Annotated in this window: 19 protein-coding genes; 12 read left to right on the top strand and 7 right to left on the bottom strand. The window is 72.9% G+C overall.

Annotated elements, in window-relative coordinates:
• The 5 genes from VEL82_07135 to VEL82_07115 all read left to right on the top strand — a co-directional run.
• On the top strand, positions 1–420 hold a 420-nt coding region (locus VEL82_07135), incomplete at its 5' end, for a 50S ribosomal protein L10 (protein ID HXW67629.1).
• Between the two features lie 37 nt (positions 421–457).
• On the top strand, positions 458–772 hold the full coding sequence (gene rpl12p / locus VEL82_07130) for a 50S ribosomal protein P1 (protein HXW67628.1): 315 nt from the start codon (positions 458–460) through the stop codon (positions 770–772).
• Positions 773–856: 84 nt separating this feature from the next.
• Positions 857–2263 (top strand): amidophosphoribosyltransferase, encoded by a 1407-nt coding sequence (purF, locus tag VEL82_07125; GenBank protein HXW67627.1) that lies wholly within the window; start codon positions 857–859, stop codon positions 2261–2263.
• Positions 2263–3171, top strand: coding sequence for a hypothetical protein (locus VEL82_07120; GenBank protein HXW67626.1), 909 nt, complete (start codon positions 2263–2265; stop codon positions 3169–3171). The genes purF and VEL82_07120 overlap by 1 nt, the downstream gene beginning before the upstream one ends.
• On the top strand, positions 3168–3938 hold the full coding sequence (locus tag VEL82_07115) for a fibrillarin-like rRNA/tRNA 2'-O-methyltransferase (protein ID HXW67625.1): 771 nt from the start codon (positions 3168–3170) through the stop codon (positions 3936–3938). The genes VEL82_07120 and VEL82_07115 overlap by 4 nt, the downstream gene beginning before the upstream one ends.
• Here the strand turns inward: VEL82_07115 and VEL82_07110 are convergent.
• A complete protein-coding gene (locus VEL82_07110; GenBank protein HXW67624.1) occupies positions 3889–5016 on the bottom strand; it encodes a GTP-binding protein in 1128 nt (375 codons plus the stop codon). The two genes, VEL82_07115 and VEL82_07110, sit on opposite strands and share 50 nt — an antisense overlap.
• A 124-nt stretch (positions 5017–5140) precedes the next feature.
• On the opposite strand from VEL82_07110, the gene VEL82_07105 reads away from it, so the two are divergent.
• From VEL82_07105 to VEL82_07080, 6 genes are all read left to right on the top strand, one after another.
• On the top strand, positions 5141–7489 hold the full coding sequence (locus VEL82_07105) for a DUF87 domain-containing protein (protein HXW67623.1): 2349 nt from the start codon (positions 5141–5143) through the stop codon (positions 7487–7489).
• A gap of 23 nt (positions 7490–7512) precedes the next feature.
• On the top strand, positions 7513–8319 hold the full coding sequence (locus VEL82_07100; GenBank protein HXW67622.1) for an ATPase domain-containing protein: 807 nt from the start codon (positions 7513–7515) through the stop codon (positions 8317–8319).
• Between the two features lie 4 nt (positions 8320–8323).
• Positions 8324–8905, top strand: coding sequence for a hypothetical protein (locus tag VEL82_07095; GenBank protein ID HXW67621.1), 582 nt, complete (start codon positions 8324–8326; stop codon positions 8903–8905).
• Positions 8906–8907: 2 nt separating this feature from the next.
• Positions 8908–9675 carry an RAD55 family ATPase gene (locus tag VEL82_07090; GenBank protein ID HXW67620.1) on the top strand — a complete coding sequence of 256 codons (768 nt, stop codon included), beginning with the start codon at positions 8908–8910 and terminating at the stop codon, positions 9673–9675.
• A gap of 63 nt (positions 9676–9738) precedes the next feature.
• Positions 9739–10521 (top strand): proteasome assembly chaperone family protein, encoded by a 783-nt coding sequence (locus VEL82_07085; GenBank protein ID HXW67619.1) that lies wholly within the window; start codon positions 9739–9741, stop codon positions 10519–10521.
• Between the two features lie 20 nt (positions 10522–10541).
• Positions 10542–11645 carry an SAM-dependent methyltransferase gene (locus VEL82_07080; protein ID HXW67618.1) on the top strand — a complete coding sequence of 368 codons (1104 nt, stop codon included), beginning with the start codon at positions 10542–10544 and terminating at the stop codon, positions 11643–11645.
• On the opposite strand, the gene VEL82_07075 is transcribed toward VEL82_07080, so the two are convergent.
• A complete protein-coding gene (locus tag VEL82_07075; protein ID HXW67617.1) occupies positions 11638–12291 on the bottom strand; it encodes a hypothetical protein in 654 nt (217 codons plus the stop codon). The genes VEL82_07080 and VEL82_07075 overlap by 8 nt on opposite strands.
• A 103-nt stretch (positions 12292–12394) precedes the next feature.
• On the opposite strand from VEL82_07075, the gene VEL82_07070 reads away from it, so the two are divergent.
• Positions 12395–12862, top strand: a complete 468-nt coding sequence (locus tag VEL82_07070) for a toprim domain-containing protein (protein ID HXW67616.1) — start codon at positions 12395–12397, stop codon at positions 12860–12862.
• On the opposite strand, the gene VEL82_07065 is transcribed toward VEL82_07070, so the two are convergent.
• From VEL82_07065 to pfdA, 5 genes are all read right to left on the bottom strand, one after another.
• Complete coding sequence (locus VEL82_07065; GenBank protein ID HXW67615.1) at positions 12852–13466, bottom strand: 50S ribosomal protein L15e; 615 nt, start codon at positions 13464–13466, stop codon at positions 12852–12854. The genes VEL82_07070 and VEL82_07065 overlap by 11 nt on opposite strands.
• 90 nt (positions 13467–13556) lie before the next feature.
• Positions 13557–13991: a hypothetical protein gene (locus VEL82_07060; GenBank protein HXW67614.1), complete on the bottom strand. Its 435-nt coding sequence runs from the start codon at positions 13989–13991 to the stop codon at positions 13557–13559.
• Positions 13992–14178: 187 nt separating this feature from the next.
• The gene (locus tag VEL82_07055; GenBank protein HXW67613.1) at positions 14179–14940 is read right to left on the bottom strand and encodes a TrmH family RNA methyltransferase; all 762 of its coding nucleotides are present in this window, start codon (positions 14938–14940) and stop codon (positions 14179–14181) included.
• Complete coding sequence (ftsY, locus tag VEL82_07050; protein HXW67612.1) at positions 14937–16097, bottom strand: signal recognition particle-docking protein FtsY; 1161 nt, start codon at positions 16095–16097, stop codon at positions 14937–14939. The genes VEL82_07055 and ftsY overlap by 4 nt, the downstream gene beginning before the upstream one ends.
• Entirely contained in the window at positions 16081–16548 is a 468-nt protein-coding gene (pfdA, locus tag VEL82_07045) for a prefoldin subunit alpha (protein HXW67611.1), read from the bottom strand. Before pfdA ends, ftsY begins: the two co-directional genes overlap by 17 nt.
• Positions 16549–16568: the final 20 nt, after the last annotated feature.

Raw genomic sequence — 16568 nt, 5'->3', positions numbered from 1 at the left:
GCGGCGATCGAGAAGGGCAAGGTCGTGCTGAAGAAGGACACGACGATCGTCCACGCCGGCGAGACGATCTCGCGCGAGGTCGCCGGTCTCCTGACCCGGATGGACATCCGGCCTCTCGAGGTCGGCCTCGCGGTCAAGGGCCTGGTCGATGGGACGACGTACTACCCTCCCGAGGTCCTCGCCGTCGACCTGGACGTCCAGCGGGCCGAGCTCGGCCGGGCGGCCTGGCGCGCCGTGGCGGTCGCCGTCGAGCTCGCCTACCTCACCCCGGTCACGCTCCCGCTCCTCGTCCAGCGCGCGCACCGCCGGGCCCTCGGGCTCGCGGTCGCGGCCGGCTATCCGACGAAGGAGACGATCGAGCCGCTGTTCGTGCAGGCGATGAAGGAGGCGGCCGCGGTCGGCCGCGCCGTCTCGGGCTGAGCTCGCGGTTCGCCGAACACAGAAGGAGGAAATGACGATGGAGTATGTCTACGGAGCGCTGCTGCTGAACGCGGCCCAGAAGCCGATCGACGAGAAGGGGCTCGGGGGCGTCCTGAGCGCCGCCGGGGTCCAGCCAGACCCGGCGCGCCTCAAGGCGCTGCTCGCGTCGCTCGAGGGGGTCAACCTCGCCGAGCTGATCGCGAAGGCCGAGACGTTCGCGGCGCCGTCCGCGGCGGCCGCGCCGGCCGACAAGAAGGAAGGCAAGGCCGAGAAGAAGGAAGAGGAGAAGAAGGAGGAGAAGGGCGTCACCGAGGAGGAGGCCGCGGAGGGCCTCTCGGCGCTCTTCGGGTGACCTGCTTCCCCGCTCGCTAGGCCACCGTTAAGTTCCGGCCTCCGCTCCCTCCGGCGTGAGGCCGGCCTAGGCCCTCCTCCACGCATGCCGGCTCGGGAGCACTGCGGCGTCGTCGGGGTGTCGCTGCAGGGCAAGGGCGCGGCCCCGTACCTGTTCCGGGGCCTCCGAGCGCTGCAGCACCGCGGCCAGGAGTCCGCGGGCATCGCGACCGCGAGCCACGGGACGCTCTACCACCGCAAGGGGATGGGGCTCGTCCACGAGATCTTCGGCCAGGAACTGCTCGACACGCTCCGGGGACCGATCGGGATCGGCCACGTGCGCTACTCGACGACCGGCTCGAGCGACCTGGAGAACGCGCAGCCGATCGTCGTGAAGATCCGCGACCAGGACGGGGCGATCGCACACAACGGCGACATCGTCAACTTCGAGCGGGTGCGCCGCCGCCTGAAGGCGCAGGGCGTCGAGCTGCTGGGGAACGCCGACACCGAGACGAAGGCCCAGCTGATTGCGCTGGAGTACGGGCGCACGCGCGAGCTGGAGGGCGCGATCCGCCACGCGGCGAAGGAGATCGTGGGCGGCTACGCGGTCGTCCTCCTCGTCGGCTCCCGCGTCTACGCGTTCCGGGACCCGCTGGGGATCCGCCCGCTCGTCCTCGGGACCGTGGACGGCGGGGCGGCGGTCGCGAGCGAGTCGGTCGCGCTCGAGCTGATGGGCGGCCGCGCGGTCCGCGACCTCGAGCCGGGGGAGATCGTCGTCCTGGAGAAGGGCCAGGCGGTGCGGACGTCCTCCATGGCCGCGAACGGGGCCCGGGCCCACTGCATGTTCGAGTGGGTCTACTTCTCCCGGCCCGATTCGATCGCCGAGGGCCGGCCCGTCTACGACGTCCGCTACCGGGTCGGCGAGGCGCTCGCGAAGGAGGCGCCGACCGAGGCGGACCTGGTCGTGCCGGTGCCGGACTCGGCGCGACCCCAGGCGCTCGGCTTCTCGCGGGCCTCGGGGATCCCCTACGCGGAGGGCCTGATCAAGAACCGGTTCGTCGAGCGGACGTTCATCCTGCCCGACCAGCGTCGTCGCGAGTTCGAGGTCCGGGTGAAGCTGCATCCGGTCCCGGGCCTGCTGAAGGGCAAGCGCGTCGTGCTCATCGACGACTCGATCGTCCGCGGCACGACGCTGCGCGAGATCGTCCAGATGGTCCGCGGCGCCGGGGCGACGCGCATCGACGTGCGGGTCGGCTGCCCACCCATCCGTGCTCCCTGCTACTTCGGCGTCGACATGAAGGACCGCCGGGACCTCGTGGCGCACGGACGCGAGGAGCCGGACGTGGCGCAGGCCGTCGGTGCCGAGAGCGTCCACTATCTGTCGATCGAAGGCCTCGTCGAGGCGATCACGATCCCGGCGGACAATCTGTGCCTCGGCTGCCTGACCGGGAAGTACCCGGTCGACGTGCCGCAGGAGCACCACCGCTTCCAGCGCTCGCTCGAGGAGTTCTAGTGGTCCGCGCGGTCGTCGTCGGGCGACTCACGCAGCTCGTGCTTATCGGGCCGGGCGACGACCGCTCGCTCGCCTTCCCTCGAACGCTACCCTTCGGTCCGGACACCGAGGGCGGACCGGAGCCCCTGCCGGCCGCGCTCGAACGGTCGGTGGCCGAGCTGCCGCCCGACACCGAGCTGCGCGCGGACACCGACGCCTGGGCGGAGGCGCTCGGGGCCGCGCGCGGGGCACCGGTGCCGATCGCCTCGCTCGGCGAGCTCCGACGGGCGCGCGCGTCGGTCCCGCCGGTCGACCCGGCGCTCGAGCGGCGCGCGCTGCTCACCCTCGCGCGCGCCCGGCTCGAAGGCGTCCTCCGCTCGCCGGGGGAGGTGCTCGTCAGCCTGGCGCGCGAGGAGGAGCGCCTCGAGCGCGCGTCGGGCCGTGAGGCGCGTGCGGCCGAAGCGTTCCTCGCCCCGAGCGGCACCCCGCTGGCCGAGTACGCCGAGGCCTGGGCGGCCGTGCGGGTCGCGCTCGAGCGGCACCACGCCGCCCTGCTCGAGCGTCTGAGCGCGCAGGCGCGCGCCGTGGTCCCGAACCTCTCGGCGGTGGTCGGTGCGCGGACGGCCGCCCGGCTCGTCGCCGCGGCCGGGGGCGTCGAGGCGGCGGGCCGGCTGCGGGCGCCCCGCCTCCAGCTCCTCGGGACCCGTCGGCGTCCGTCGGCCGAGCACGGACCGCGCTACGGGATCGTCTACCGGGCCGACCGGATGGCGGACGTTCCGCCCGACCGGCGCGGGGCCTACGCGCGCAGCCTCAGCGCGCTCGCAGCGATCGCGGCCCGGGCCGACGCGACGACGCACGCCGATCTCGCGGCCGCGCTCGTGGCCCGCCGCGACCGGCGGGTCGAGCAGCTGCGGAGGCGACGGGCGTGAGGGCCGCCCGACGCTTCGATACCGATCGCACGTACCCGCGGCTCGCCCGCTCGAACGTGGCGGACCGGGTCCAGCTGTTCACGGAGGCGGTCGCGCGGCCGCCGCCGGTCTACGGAGAGCGGTGGGTCGAGCTCGGGGCCCGTGCGTTCCGCGCCTTCGAGCCGGGGCGCTCGAAGCTCGCGGCGGCGATTCTCCACCGATGGACCGGTCCCGTGCCGACCGTGGAGGAGACGTGGCTCTACCTCGGGGCGGCGAGCGGGACGACCGCGAGCCACGTCGCCGACCTCGTCGGCCCGGCGGGCCGCGTCTACGCGCTCGAACGCAGCCCGAGGTCGTTCGCCCGACTGCTGTCGCTCGCCGAGCGGTGGCCGAACCTCCTTCCGATCCTCGCGGACGCGCGCGCGCCCCGCGCGTTCGCCCACCTCGTCCCGCCGGTCCGCGGGATCTACGCGGACATCGCCCAGCCCGACCAGGTCGCGATCGCGCGCGAGAACGCCGCGCTGTTCCTCGATCGGCCCGGCGCCGCGTTCGTGATGGCCCTCAAGACCCCCAGCATGGGGCGCGACGCCGAAGCGTCCGGGCACCTCGCCGACGCGGAACGGGCCCTGCGAGGGGGCTTCGATCTCGCGCCGTCCGTCGAGCTCGAGCCGTTCCACCGCGGCCACTACCTCGTGGGCGGGCGCGCGCGGGCCGAGCTGTTCGGCGAGCGGCCGCGCCTCACCCTTGCGCGACCGCGCGCGCCGCGCCCCGGGCGACGAGCACGGTGACGATATCCTCGTCGGCGAGCACGTGATCGCGCCCGACCGTCTGACCGGGGAACCGCGCGCTCCGCCCCCAGACCTGAGCCGAGCGGAACGTCCGGTCGAGCTCTCCGGGCAGGCGGGCGAGCAGGGCCTGGACGCCGTCGCCCTCGCGCAGGATCACCGGCTCCTCGGTGTCCGCGGGCCGGCCGGGAGGCTTCACGTAGATCCGGATGAAGCGCAGCGCGTGTCCGATACGGTCGACGAGCGCGTCGAGACCCAGCCGGTCGCGGGCGGAGACGAAGATGGGGTCGAACGGTCGCTGCTCGAGCACGAGGCGCGCGCGCTCGGCCGGGGTCAGCAGGTCGCTCTTGTTGACGGCGAGCAACGCGGTGACGTAGACCCGGTTCCCCGCGAGCGCGTCGATCAGCTGGTCCGCGGTCGCGTCCTCGCGGAAGACGATCGAGCCGTTGTGCAGCCCGAACTCGCGCGCGATCTGGCCCGCGAGCCCACCGGCCAGATGGGATAGGCGCACCGTGCTCGAGATCGTCAGTCCGCCGCGGTCGGTGCGGGCGATCACGATCTTGGGCGGCCGTCCGTTGATCCGGACCCCGGCGCCCTCGAGCTCGGCGATCAACGCCCGCAGGTTCGTGTGCTCCGGATCGATCATGAACAGGATCAGGTCGACGGACCGGACCACGGAGAGCACCTCCCGTCCGCGTCCCTTCCCGCGGGCCGCGCCCGGCACGAGACCGGGCATATCGAGGATCTGGATCGACGCTCCGCCCCAGCGGAGCATGCCCGGGATGATCGAGACCGTCGTGAAGTCGTAGGCGCCCGTCTCGCTCTCGGCGGCGGTCAGCCGGTTGAGCAGCGTCGACTTGCCGACCGACGGGTAGCCGACCAGTCCCACCGTCGCATGGCCGCTCTTGCGGACCGCGTAGCCGGTTCCGCCGCCCCGGCCCTTGGCCCGTGTCTCGCGCTCGAGGCGCAGCACCGCGAGCTTCGCCTTGAGCCGCCCGATGTGCGAGCTCGTCGCCTTGTTGTACGGGGTGTCACGGATCTCCTCCTCGACCGCCGTGATCTGCTCCTCGAGCGACGACATCGGCACCGACCGGCGCCTCCGGACGCCGCCGACCACTTGAGCGTGGCGACCGCGCACCGTTCACGCACCGTCGGGGAAGGCAGCGTGACGACCTCGGACGGCCCGTGGTCTCGGGGCGGCCGGCGTGTCACTCACGGGCGAAGCGACCGTCGTCTCCCGCTGGCGGTACCAGTCCCGGGCCGCACCGGTCCCCCGGCCGGGCGACACGATCGCGTTCGCCGCGCGGCTGGCCGCGGCGCTGCGCGCGGCGCACGCGACGGGGCTCGCCTTCCGTCTGTCGATCGGCTCCGGGCATCCTCCGCTGGTCACGCTCGAGGCACCGACGCCGGCGAGTGCGCGGTGGATGAGCCGGACGCTGGTGCCGGCGTACGAGGACGATCGCTGGAGCGCGCGGCGCGACGGTGCCCCGGTCGCCCTAGCAGGCGTCCCGTGGGACGGCGTGCCGGTCCGTGCCTGGCCGGTCCGGCTCTGCGCGCGCCAGGAGACGGTCGGGCTCTTCGACGCGACGGCCACGGCGCTCGCGTCCCTTCCATCCGGGGCTTGGGCGACATGGTGGCTTCGACCGGCCCCGCTGGTTCGGGCGCGAGCACCGAGGGCGGACCCCGCACCCCGACCCCCCGTTGCGGGCCGGGGGCTTCCGCTCCCGGTCCCCTCGGCCCACCGAGCGGCGGACGATACGGCGACACCCGGTCCCCTGTGGTCCGCCTCGTGCACGGTCCGGGCGGAATCCGACGTTCCCGGACCGGTCGAGCGGGCGGCGCATGCTCTGGAGGTGGCCAGTGCCGGCGCGGAAGCGAGCGGCCTGCGGTTCCGTCCCCGCCGGTGGTGGTCCGCGAGCGGTCCGCCGTCGTTCCCGGCGACCGAGGCCGACCTGATGTCGATCCTTCCCTCGCCCACGTCCGGAACGCTGGGCGTCGGCGTGCCGCCCCCCTCGACCGCGTGGATCCTCCCCCTTGGTCGGGCGAGCTCGGGACGCGTCGTCGGACCCGCGATCGAGGTCGGGCAAGGGCGACACCTGGCGATCCTAGGCGAGACCGGGATGGGCAAGAGCTCCCTGCTGCTCGCGCTCTCCCGACGCGCGGTCGACGCGGGAGGCGTCATCCTCCTGGACCCGATCGGTGACACCGCTCGGACGCTCCGCGCCGAGCTGCCGCCCGAGGCCCGACGGCGACTTACCTGGATCGACACGGCGTCGGCCCCGGGGATCAACGCGCTCGCGTCGATGGGCACGGACTCCGCCGCGAGCCCGGCGGTGCGCGAGCGCGCCCTCAACGATCTCGTTCACGCGTTGAGGCGCGTGCGATCGGGTCGCTACGCGGACGCGGGCTTCTGGGGGCCCCGGCTCGAGGAGATGCTGACGCGGGCGCTTCGCGCGGCGGCCGCGCTGCCCGGGGGCACGCTGGTCGAGGCGCATCGCCTCTTGGAGGCGCAGGCCCGGGGCTTCCGCCTCGTACCCGTGGAGGCGATGGAGGCCGTCCGTTCGCTCGCCGACCGGATCCGGGAACGACCGGAGGACGCCGATGGCGCCCGTCGGCTGATCTACGAGGTCGTGCGCAGCCCGGTGCTCGCCCGGATGCTGTGCGCGCATCCCCCGACGCTGTCCGCCACGGACCTCGTGGCGCCGGGACGCGTGGTGCTCGTGAGCGGGGACGCCGCGATCGTCGGCGAGTCGACCGCCCGCTACCTGCTCTCGGTCTACCTGGCGCTCGTCTGGGCGGAGCTGCTCGCCCGTAGCCCGCCGGCGAAGACGTTCGTCCTGCTCGACGAGGCCCAGTGGTTCGGGCATGAGAGCCTCGCCGAGATGCTGCGCCTCGGACGGCGACGCGACGTGCACGTGGTGCTCGCCACGCAGGCCGTCGCGTCGCTGCCGGAACCGGTCGCGGAGTCGCTCTGGACGAACGTCGCCGACCTCGTCGTCTTCCGGGGCTCACCGGCCGAGGCGCGCGAGGTCGCACGCTCGGTGAACGGCGTCTCCGCCGAGGCGATTCTCGCGCTCCCGCGCGGCCGCGCGATCGCCCTCCTCGGCAAGGGAGTCACCGTGGAATGGATCCGCGCCGCCCGAATCCCGCGGGCGCACCGTCCGCTCGAAGCACCGGCCGACGACCCGGGCGCCCCTCCGCCACCGAAGGACGACCGACCGCCGGCGGCGGAGCCGGGGCCGGGCGAACTTACCCGGACCATGGCCACGGCCGTCGAGGCGATCCTCGACTCGATCCGGCAGCAGATCGGCGCGCCGGCGGACGGCCGCCCCACGACGGTATCGCTGGCGGGGCTGCGCCGCGCCGGCGACCCCGGCGGTCGGGGCCTGCGGGCGGTGGGGAGCCAGCTCGGACGCGCGGGGGCGATCCTGGCGATCGGTCGGGGACCCAACGGCCCGTGCTGGACGATCGATCCTCGCCGGATGCCGTGGCCGGTCCCGACGAGCCCGCCTCCGCTACCGAGAAACGATGCCCGCCCAGCACAACCCTCTTAGGGGCGGATTCGCTCGTTCTACCGATGGAGGTTCCTCCGGAGGCGACGCCGGCGGCGCCGTCCGCGCCGCGCGCGCTGCTGGCCCCGGCGGCCGTGTTGGAGCGCTGCGCCACCGGTATCGAGGGACTCGACAACATCCTCGCGGGCGGGATCCCCCGGGGCAACATGATCCTCGTCGCCGGCAGCGTCGGCACCGGCAAGACGACGCTCAGCCTCGAGTTCCTGGTCCGTGGGGCGGAGCGCGGCGAGCGATCGTTGTTCCTGTCGGTCACCGAGGCGTCGCAGAAGCTGATCCAGAACCTCTCGACCTTCGAGTTCTTCCGGACCGACCTCGTGCGCGACGGCTCGCTCGTGTTCGCCGACCTCCCCGCGATCTACGACCGTCTCGGGCTCGAGCACGAGGAGCTGACCCCGGACGAGATCGACATCCTGATCCGCACGATCCACGAGCTCGTCGAGTCGCTGGGGGTCAAGCGCCTCGTGCTCGACAGCCTGACCTCCGTCTGCTACCGGATCCGGCGCGACGAGCGGATCCGCGACTTCATGCTGCGGCTCGGCCAGACCCTGAGCCAGCTCGGCTGCACGTCGATCCTCGTCTCGGAGATCGGGCCGCAAGCGGGGCGCTACTCGTTGCACGGGGTCGAGGAGGCGATCGTGGACGGAGTGGTCCTGCTGTGGAACACCCGTCGCCAGGGCGACATCCTGCGCGTCCTCCAGGTCGTGAAGATGCGCGGCACCGCGCATTCGCGCGCGCAGTACGTGATCGATCTCACGCCGATCGGGCTGCTGATGGCGCCCCACCTCAAGGGCCAGAACCCGGAGGAGACGTAGGCCCGTGCCGCCGGCGGACATCGGCGACCGGCTCCGGGCGCTCCCCGGCGGCAGCGCGGTCGCGCTGAAGCTGGACCCGCGCGAGTACGCCGACCACTACTTCGCGGTGCTGAACGCGACGCTGCGCGACGTCGGGTCGGAGACGAACGCCCACACGATCTACGTGACGGTGACGAACCCCGCCGCGTTCGTCTGGTCGCTCGCCCAGGCGCTCGACGTGCCCGCCGACCGGATCTCGTTCGTCGACGCGATCAGCCATATCATGATGAACTACTCCGATCCCCTGCCGAACTCGACGTACGTCGAGACCCCGCGGGCGCTCGAGGAGATCATGCTGCGGGTCGACTACCTGCTGCGCAAGTACCCGCATGCGCGCTCGATCGTCGTCATCGACAGCGTGAACTCGCTCGCGATCCACAACCCAACGCATCTGCTCAACGAGTTCTTCCACATCTTCCTCACGAACCTGAAGAGCCGCAACGTGCTCGCGGTGATCCTCGAGACCTCGGACGAGGACCCGCACGGGCTCGAGCAGATGCTCAACCTCCTCGTCGACGAGACGATCGACGTGGGCCGGGGACGCTAGGCGTGGGCGACGACACGCGGGTCCTGGGCATCCCGGAGATCGACGACGCGCTCTGGCCGGCGCTCCCGCCGGGTTGGCTCGCGCTGCTCGCCGGCCACTCCGGCTCCGGGGCGCCGCTGCTCGCCAAGCAGTTCGCGCACGCGGGTGTCGGCAGCGTTCCGGTCCTGTTCTACACGACGTTCGAGCGGACCGAGGACGTCACGAGGGCCTTCGAGGACTTCGGCTGGGACCCGGCCGAGATCAAGGTCGTCAACCTCGCCGACGAATACTACGAGCGCGTGCTGGTCCACGGGCTCGACATCGCCCGCGCCCGCGAGAAGGGGCTCAGCGTCGAGCAGCTGATCGCGAGCCGCAGCGGAGCCGCGGAGAGCCCGAAGCCGTTCAGCCTCACGAGCCGGATGCTCAGCGACCTCGCCGAGTTCGACCACCCGTTCCGGCTCGTCCTCGACTCGGTCGACTTCTTCCTCGAGGTCCTCGAGCCGCACGACGTGACGACCGTGGCCCGCCAGATCCGCCACCGCTGCCGCACCGTCGGCGGCCAGGCGCTCCTCACCGCCCACTCCCTCGCCCACGACCGGGCGGTCTACGGATTGCTCCACGATCTCTCCGACCTCGTCTTCGAGCTCAAGAGCGAGCCGCGCGCGGAGCGCTTCGGCCATTCGATCGTGGTCGAGAAGGTCGGGAACCGGCCCGATCTGACGCGGATCGCGCCGGTGCACGTGAGCCCGACCGGCTGGGCGGTCGGGCCGGCGGAGCGCGCGGCGGGATAGCGGCCTACATCGCCGTAAGCGAGGCTTTATCCTCGCCCTCCCGCTGCCACGCGCGGAGGGACCGTGGAGGACGTCGTCATCCGCTCGCTCGAGAAGGTCGCGCTGCACGACCCGATCCTGATCGAGGGCCTGCCCGGCGTCGGCAACGTCGGGAAGCTCGCGGCGGATTACCTGCGCGACCAATTGCCCGCCAAGCCCCTCGCGACGATCTACGCCAAGTTCTTCCCGCCACAGGTGTACGTCAGCGAGACCGGCCTCATCCGCCTCGTCTCCAACGACCTCGCCTACTGGAAGGCGCCGGCGAGCGCCGAGCACGACCTCCTGGTCCTCGGCGGCGACTACCAGGGGATCAGCCCCGAGGGCCAGTACGAGATCACGCACCGCGTCCTCGACTACTGCAGCGGCCTCGGGGTCCGCGAGGTCTTCACGCTCGCGGGTTTCGCGCAGGGGCGCATCGTCGACCAGCCCCGGGTGCTCGGGGCGGCGACCAGTCCGGCCCAGGTCGAGGCGATGAAGAAGTTCAACGTCGTCTTCTCGCGCAACGACCCCGGCGGCGGACTCATCGGCGCGAGCGGACTGTTCCTCGGGCTCGGCCGGCTCTTCGGCATGGAGGGGGTCTGCCTGATGGGGGAGACGAGCGGCTACTTCGTCGATCCCCGGGCCGCCGAGGCGGTGCTCAAGGTGCTCGCCAAGGTCGTGAAGATCGACCTCGATCTCGCGGCGCTCCAGGCCAAGGCCCAGGAGATCGACCGGATCGCCCAGAAGATCCACGACGCCGAGCAGCACCCCGAGGCGTCCGCGCCGGGCGCGCCCGCCCCGCGCGAGGACCTCGGCTACATCGGCTGAGCGGCCCGCGCTCCGAGGCGATGGCCGCGGGGGAACGGGTCGCCGAGCGGCGCGAAGGGCTGCGAACGCGCCTTCGGGAGGCCGCCGAGGCCGACGGTTTCCTCCCCTTCGACCGGTTCATGGAGATCGCGCTCTACGACCCGGACGTCGGCTACTACGCCGCGGCGTCGTCCCCCTTCGGGCGCGGCGGCGACTTCTACACCGCCGCCAGCGTGAGCCCGCTCTTCGGAGCTACCCTCGCCGATCGTATCCGCGCGCTGCGGGCGCAGGCGCCCCCGGATCGGCCGTTCCAGCTCGTCGAGCTCGGGCCCGGGGATGGAGCGCTCGCCGCCGATCTCCTCGCGTCGCTGCGGGACGAGCGCTTCGGGCTGGAGTACCGGTTCGTCGAGCGTTCGGACGCTCGAGCCGCCGAGGTGGAGTCCCGGGCCCGAGAGGCCGCCCCAGGGATCCCCGTGCGACGCTCGGAGAGCATCGGGTCGGAGGGGCCGTTCGTGGGCGCGCTCGTTGCGAACGAGTTCCTGGACGCACAGCCCGCCCGCCGGCTGCGCTGGAGCGGGACGGAGTGGCGCGAGCTCGGCCTCCGCCTCGCGGGCGAGCGGTGCGTGGCCGCCGAGCAGGCGCTCGGGCGAGCGGTGCCTCCGCCCGAGCTGCCCCGCCCCGACGAGCCCGGCACGGTGATCGAGATCGCCCCCGCGGCCGAGGCAACGGTGCGGGAGATCGCCGACCACCTGGTGGCGGGGGCCGCGATCGTGATCGACTATGGCATGGAGGAGTCGGAGCTCCTGCGCGGGCACCCCTCGGGGACGCTGGCGGCCGTGCGCGGCCATCGGGTCATCGCGGACCCGCTCGAAGCGCCGGGCGAGACCGATCTGTCCACGTTCGTCAACTTCACCCGGCTGAGGGCGGCCGCGCGGGCCGTCGGTCTAGAGGAGGTCGCGTTCCGCACGCAGGCCGAGGCCCTGGGAGCCTGGGGCTTCGAGGCGCGGCAGGCGGCCGCGCTCGGCCAGGCGAAGACGCCGGCGGACGAGGTCCGCGTGCGGCTCGCCGCCAAGAACCTGCTGTTCGGCTTCGAGCGCTTCCGTGTGCTCGAGCTGGCCCCGCCGGGGGCGGCCCGGGCTAGGTGACCGGGAGCTCGGGTCCCGCGTCGATACGCTCGGCGACCTTCGTCTCGACGAGCAGCCGGGCCTGCTCGGCGGGCAGCGACAGCACGTCGTCGGTCCGCAGCTCGAGGTTCTCCGCGCCCAGGGCGACCTGCCGCCCGCCTTCGAGGATCCGCACGTACGTGAGGGGCCCCGGCGCGCGCGCCGCCCGGGCCGCTGGCGGCGCCTCGGAGGCGTGCACCGGCTCGGGCGGGCGTGTCGCGGGCGCCGGCGGGACCCGGGCCGAGTCGGCCTCCAGGTACGGCGCGGAGTCGCGCCGGTGCTGCGTCAGCGCCGCGAGGACGCTGTCGAAGACCACGCGCTCCTCGGCGAGGGCGTTCGGCAGATCGCGCGTGCCGCCGATCGACGCCTGGAACGCGGCGGTCAGCACCTTCTGCGACCGGGCTTCGATGATGTCGCGCGCGATCTGGCTCGCCCGTTGGTACGTCTGGCGGGACATCTCGCCCTTGCGCCCGGACGGATTCTCTCGGAGCTCGCCCTCGTAGGCGGCGCGCACCTCGGCGAGGTAGGCGCTCGTCGTCCGGTAGAAGTCGTGCGGGAGCTTGGCGAGACCGCGCACCGCCGCCTCGGTGCGGCGCCACTCGAGCAGCTGGGTGTAGTGGTCGGGCATGGAGGGCGCGGTGGGAATCGGGGAAGACGCGAAGGACTATAGGAGCCCTGCGGTCTTGGACCGCGGCGCTCGTTCCCGGTGGGCCGTTCGAGCGACCGGGACGATGCGGAACGAGCGCGATCCGGCCGCGATGCTCGAGGCGTTCGTCGCGCTCTGGCAGGAGCTGAGGACGGAGAGCGCGCGCGCGGGGACCGTGCTGGTCGTCGAAGGCGACCGGGATCGGAGCTCGCTGCGGCGGCTCGGGATCCCGGGGACGATCGTGAAGGTCCACCGTGGTCGCCCGCTCGCCGGCACCGCCCACGATCTCGTGGGGGCGGCCCGCCGGGTGATCGTGCTCACCGACTGGGACACCGAGGGCGGGCACCTCGCCCAGCGCCTGCGCGAGTTCCTCGAGGCGGATGCCGCGGCGCTCGATCTCGAGTACCGGCGCCGGCTCGCGCGGATCGTCCGGGGCGAGCTCGTCCACGTAGAGGGGCTCCACGGTTGGGCCCGGCGGCTCGCGGAGCGCTCCGGCCTCTCGCTCGACGAGCTGTTGGGCCCGGTCGGGCCGAGCGGACCGCCTACGGGATGACCTTGGTCTGCGTGCGGCGGGTGTCGCGCCGGTTGCGCGCGTAGGAGGGGCGGAAGCGCTCGGTGCCCTTGCCCTTCCAGCGCAGCCCGCGACCCTCCTTCCCGGCACTCGTCAGGCCCCGGTGCACCCGGCCTCTCTGGCTCGGTGCGGCGATCCAGGCGACGGTCGGGTCGCTGCGCACCTGGGGGTGGGATGGATCGAGGAGCAGCACCTCGTAGAACTTCTGCTTCCCGTCCTCGCCGACCCAGTAGGAGTTGAGGACCTCGAGGTTCGGGAAGTGCTTCTGCGCGCGCTCCTCGGCGATGCGGCGCAGGCTCTTCTTCAGCGTCATCCGCAGAACGCCCTTGTGCTTCGGGCGTCGGCCCGCGATGATCGCGCGCTTGCGCTGGCCACCGCGTCGGACGCGGACGCGCACGACGATCCAGCCGCCCTTCGCCTTGAAGCCGAGCGCCCGCGCGCGGTCGAGGCGCGTCGGGTGCTCGAGCCGGGTGACCGTGTGCTGGTTCCGCCAGGTGAGCAGCCGCTCGTGCCGCAGCCCGGCCCCTTCCTCGCCGAGCGTCTGGCGGAAGGAACGGCCCATGTAGCGATAGGCGGACGACCCCATGGAACGCGGGGCCCCGACCCAGGTCCGGATTATAACGCTGAGGGTACGCGCGGTCGCCCACACGCGGCCGGCGCTCGCCCGGCGGCCGCGCTAGGCCGACGGGCGCTCGGGCGTCGCGCTGCCATTGCCCTGCCAGGGGAGGCGCGAGTCCGCGGGGGCGCTCACCTTCGCGGTCGCGTGGCTCTCGGTGGCGACCGTTCGCACGAGATGGCTGGAGATCTCCGCGACCAGCCGGTCCATTCGCGCCCGCTGCTCGCCCGGGATCTCCGTCGGGGTCTCCCAGACGAGCGCCGCGCCGCCGCTCGTCGGGTAGAGGCGAAAGGCCAGCTCGGACGCGACCGGCGGCACGGCCGGATTCATCCGTTCGAGCCGTCCTTTGACCCGGCTCAGGGACGGCTCGGTCGTGTCGCTGCGCTCGACGCTGTAGCCGATGGTGCCGAGGTAGTCGGCGAGAACGCCCGCCAGACGCTCGCGGCCGATCCCCCGGGCCCGCAGCCAGTCTCCGTTGCCGTTACCGTTGCCCATTGAGTCCCCCGATCGTGTGGGACCCCCCGGGCCCCACGATCTCACGGCGCACCGTCCTCGAGGGCGATCGCCGACAGAGGAACCCACGAAACACGAGGATTAAAGACCGTCGTTCCTCCCGCCGGCCATCCGGGCAGGGTCCCCAGCGCGCCCTGCCCGTACCCCGGGCGCCACGGAGGCCGGCCGCTCACGATCGGCGGCGTCGCGCGGACGGGGACGCCGGCCATCGCGCCATCGTGCGGTCGAGATGGTGGAACAGTCCCAGCATCATCCGGTACTCGGCCTCCGTGGGAGTGGAGCGGCCGAGGACCCGTCGGAAGAGCAGGATCAGTCCCTTGCGCTTGTGCGCGGGGTAGCCGATGCGCGCGAGGAGCTCCCCGACCCGGGCGAGGAACAGCTCCTTTTCCCGCCCATCGAGACCGAGGAGGAGCGGCGCGGGCGTGGTCTCGGGGTCGGCGGTCCCCTTCGCGCGATGGATCGCGTACAGGACGATCGCGGCGGCGTGCGATACGTTCAGGGTCGGGAACTCCCGCCGGGCCGGCACGTGCACGAGCACGTCGCACCGCCCGAGCTCCTCCCGGGAGAGACCGTTGTCCTCGGGTCCGAGGAGGAGGGCGACCCGACCCTCCACGGGCACGAGCATCTCTCCGAGCCGCTCGGGGCTCACCGAGCGCCGCAGGTAGGCGGTCGAGCGACCCGTCGACAGGTCGGTCGTGCCGACCACGAGGTCGATCCCGTCCAGCGCCTCGGCGACGGTCCGGAACCGACGCGCCGCCCGCAGCAACGGCAGGCCCGCCATCGAACGCCTCCTCGCCTCGGCCCCGAGCGGGGCACGCGGCGCCACCAGCGCGAGCCGCTCGGCGCCGAAGTTCTTGGCGACGCGCGCCGTCGCCCCGACGTTCCCGTCCTCTTTGGTCCGGACGAGGACGAGCTCGATCCGCGCCGTCACCCGGCGCTCCCCTCCGCGAAGAGGCGCCCGACCATCCAGTCCGGATCGAACGGCCGCAGATCGCCGTAGCCCTGTCCGACGCCGACGAAGAGGATCGGCTTCTTCGTCACGTACGTCGCGCTCAGGGCGGCCCCACCCTTGGTGTCGGCATCGAGCTTCGTGAGCACGAGGCCGTCGATCGACAGGGCCTTGTCGAACAGGCGGGCCTGCTCGAGCACGTCGTTACCGCTCAGCGCGTCCCCGACGAACAGCGTGAGGGACGGCGAGACGACGCGGCGGATCTTTCGCGCCTCGTCGATCAGGTTCTCGTTCGTGTGCTGGCGACCCGCGGTGTCGACCAGCACGACGTCGACCTTCTTCGCCCGGGCGTGCTCCACCGCGTCGAAGGCGACCGCGGCGGGGTCGCTCCCCTCCTGCTGGCGGACCACCCGGATGCCGAGGCGCTCGCCGTGGACGAGGAGCTGCTCGATGGCGCCCGCGCGGAACGTGTCGCCCGCGGCGATCACGCTCGAGAGCCCGTGCGCCCGGAGCCAACCGGCGAACTTGGCGACCGTGGTCGTCTTGCCGGTGCCGTTGACCCCGACGAACAGGATCACGTACGGCTTCGGAGAATGGGACCGGATGATCGCCGGGAGATCGAGGGGTGGGCGCGCCAGCATCGCCCGCGTCGAGCGCTCGAGGCAGCGACGGATCGCCTCCTCGGCCTCGACGCCCATACGGAGCTTTCGACCGGCGAGCTCCTTGCGGAGATCCCGCCGCAGGCGCTCGACGACGGGCAGCGCCACATCGGATTCGAGCAGCGCGACCTCGAGGTCGTCGAGGACCTCGTCGATCGTGGCCTCCGTCAGGCGCCGGCCGAGGAAACCCTCCGTGAACAGGGAGGCATCCGCGGCGGCGTCCCGGACGGCCTCGCGCGTCGTGGCCGCCTTCGCGGGCCCCGCGCTCGGCGCGGGGGCCGACACGACGGGGCTCGGGGAACGCGGGGAGGTCGAGCGGGCGGGCACGGGTCCGGTCGTCCCCGTGGACTTCGCGGGAGGCGGCCCCGAAGCGTCCGTCGGAGTGGTGGACTTGGCGGTCGCGGTCGTCGCGGAGCCGACGGCCGGAGTCTCCTCGTCGGCCTCCCGGCGGCGCAGCCGCGACTTAATTGCGGCCCACATGCGAGCCCGCCGCGTCCGCTCGGGCGATCTGGTCGAGCCGGCGCGACAGGGCCTGGATCCGGTCGTCGAGCGCCGCCATCTGGCCTTCCGTCTCGCGGATCGCCTGGTCGATGCGGACCAGGCGCTGCGCGAGCAGCTCGGAGGCCTTCGGCCGCTCCATCTCGACCACGATCCCCGAGCCGATCCCGATGAGCACCGCCGCCTCGCGATCGACCGAGCCCCGGACGTACGTCTCGCCGCCGAGGGGAAGGAGCATCTCGGCCCCGCCCGACGTCCGCTCGACCCCTTCGAGGCTCTCGCGGGCCCGAAGGTGTTCGGTGCGCGACGCGCTCAGGATCTGGAACTGCTGGAGCATCGAGTTGAGCTGGTTGCGGTACGCATCGAGCCGCATCAGGTCCTCCTGGACCTCGCTCTCGAGCTGGGCGTCGCCAGCGGCGGGAGGGGTTGCCATGGGCCTCGGGCGAGACGGGG

The sequence above is a fragment of the Thermoplasmata archaeon genome (assembly GCA_035622275.1).
Taxonomy (GTDB): domain Archaea; phylum Thermoplasmatota; class Thermoplasmata; order Lutacidiplasmatales; family UBA184; genus Lutacidiplasma.
This window is presented reverse-complemented; position numbering and strand designations above follow the sequence as displayed.

What these genes read in the sequence shown, in the direction of transcription:
- pfdA (HXW67611.1), bottom strand. Translation starts at nt 16,548, where the DNA reads ATGGCAACCCCTCCCGCCGCTGGCGACGCCCAGCTCGAGAGCGAGGTC.
- VEL82_07065 (HXW67615.1), bottom strand. Translation starts at nt 13,466, where the DNA reads ATGGGGTCGTCCGCCTATCGCTACATGGGCCGTTCCTTCCGCCAGACG.
- VEL82_07100 (HXW67622.1), top strand. Translation starts at nt 7,513, where the DNA reads ATGGAGGTTCCTCCGGAGGCGACGCCGGCGGCGCCGTCCGCGCCGCGC.
- VEL82_07075 (HXW67617.1), bottom strand. Translation starts at nt 12,291, where the DNA reads ATGCCCGACCACTACACCCAGCTGCTCGAGTGGCGCCGCACCGAGGCG.
- VEL82_07070 (HXW67616.1), top strand. Translation starts at nt 12,395, where the DNA reads ATGCGGAACGAGCGCGATCCGGCCGCGATGCTCGAGGCGTTCGTCGCG.
- rpl12p (HXW67628.1), top strand. Translation starts at nt 458, where the DNA reads ATGGAGTATGTCTACGGAGCGCTGCTGCTGAACGCGGCCCAGAAGCCG.
- VEL82_07110 (HXW67624.1), bottom strand. Translation starts at nt 5,016, where the DNA reads ATGTCGTCGCTCGAGGAGCAGATCACGGCGGTCGAGGAGGAGATCCGT.
- VEL82_07080 (HXW67618.1), top strand. Translation starts at nt 10,542, where the DNA reads ATGGCCGCGGGGGAACGGGTCGCCGAGCGGCGCGAAGGGCTGCGAACG.
- VEL82_07060 (HXW67614.1), bottom strand. Translation starts at nt 13,991, where the DNA reads ATGGGCAACGGTAACGGCAACGGAGACTGGCTGCGGGCCCGGGGGATC.
- purF (HXW67627.1), top strand. Translation starts at nt 857, where the DNA reads ATGCCGGCTCGGGAGCACTGCGGCGTCGTCGGGGTGTCGCTGCAGGGC.
- ftsY (HXW67612.1), bottom strand. Translation starts at nt 16,097, where the DNA reads ATGTGGGCCGCAATTAAGTCGCGGCTGCGCCGCCGGGAGGCCGACGAG.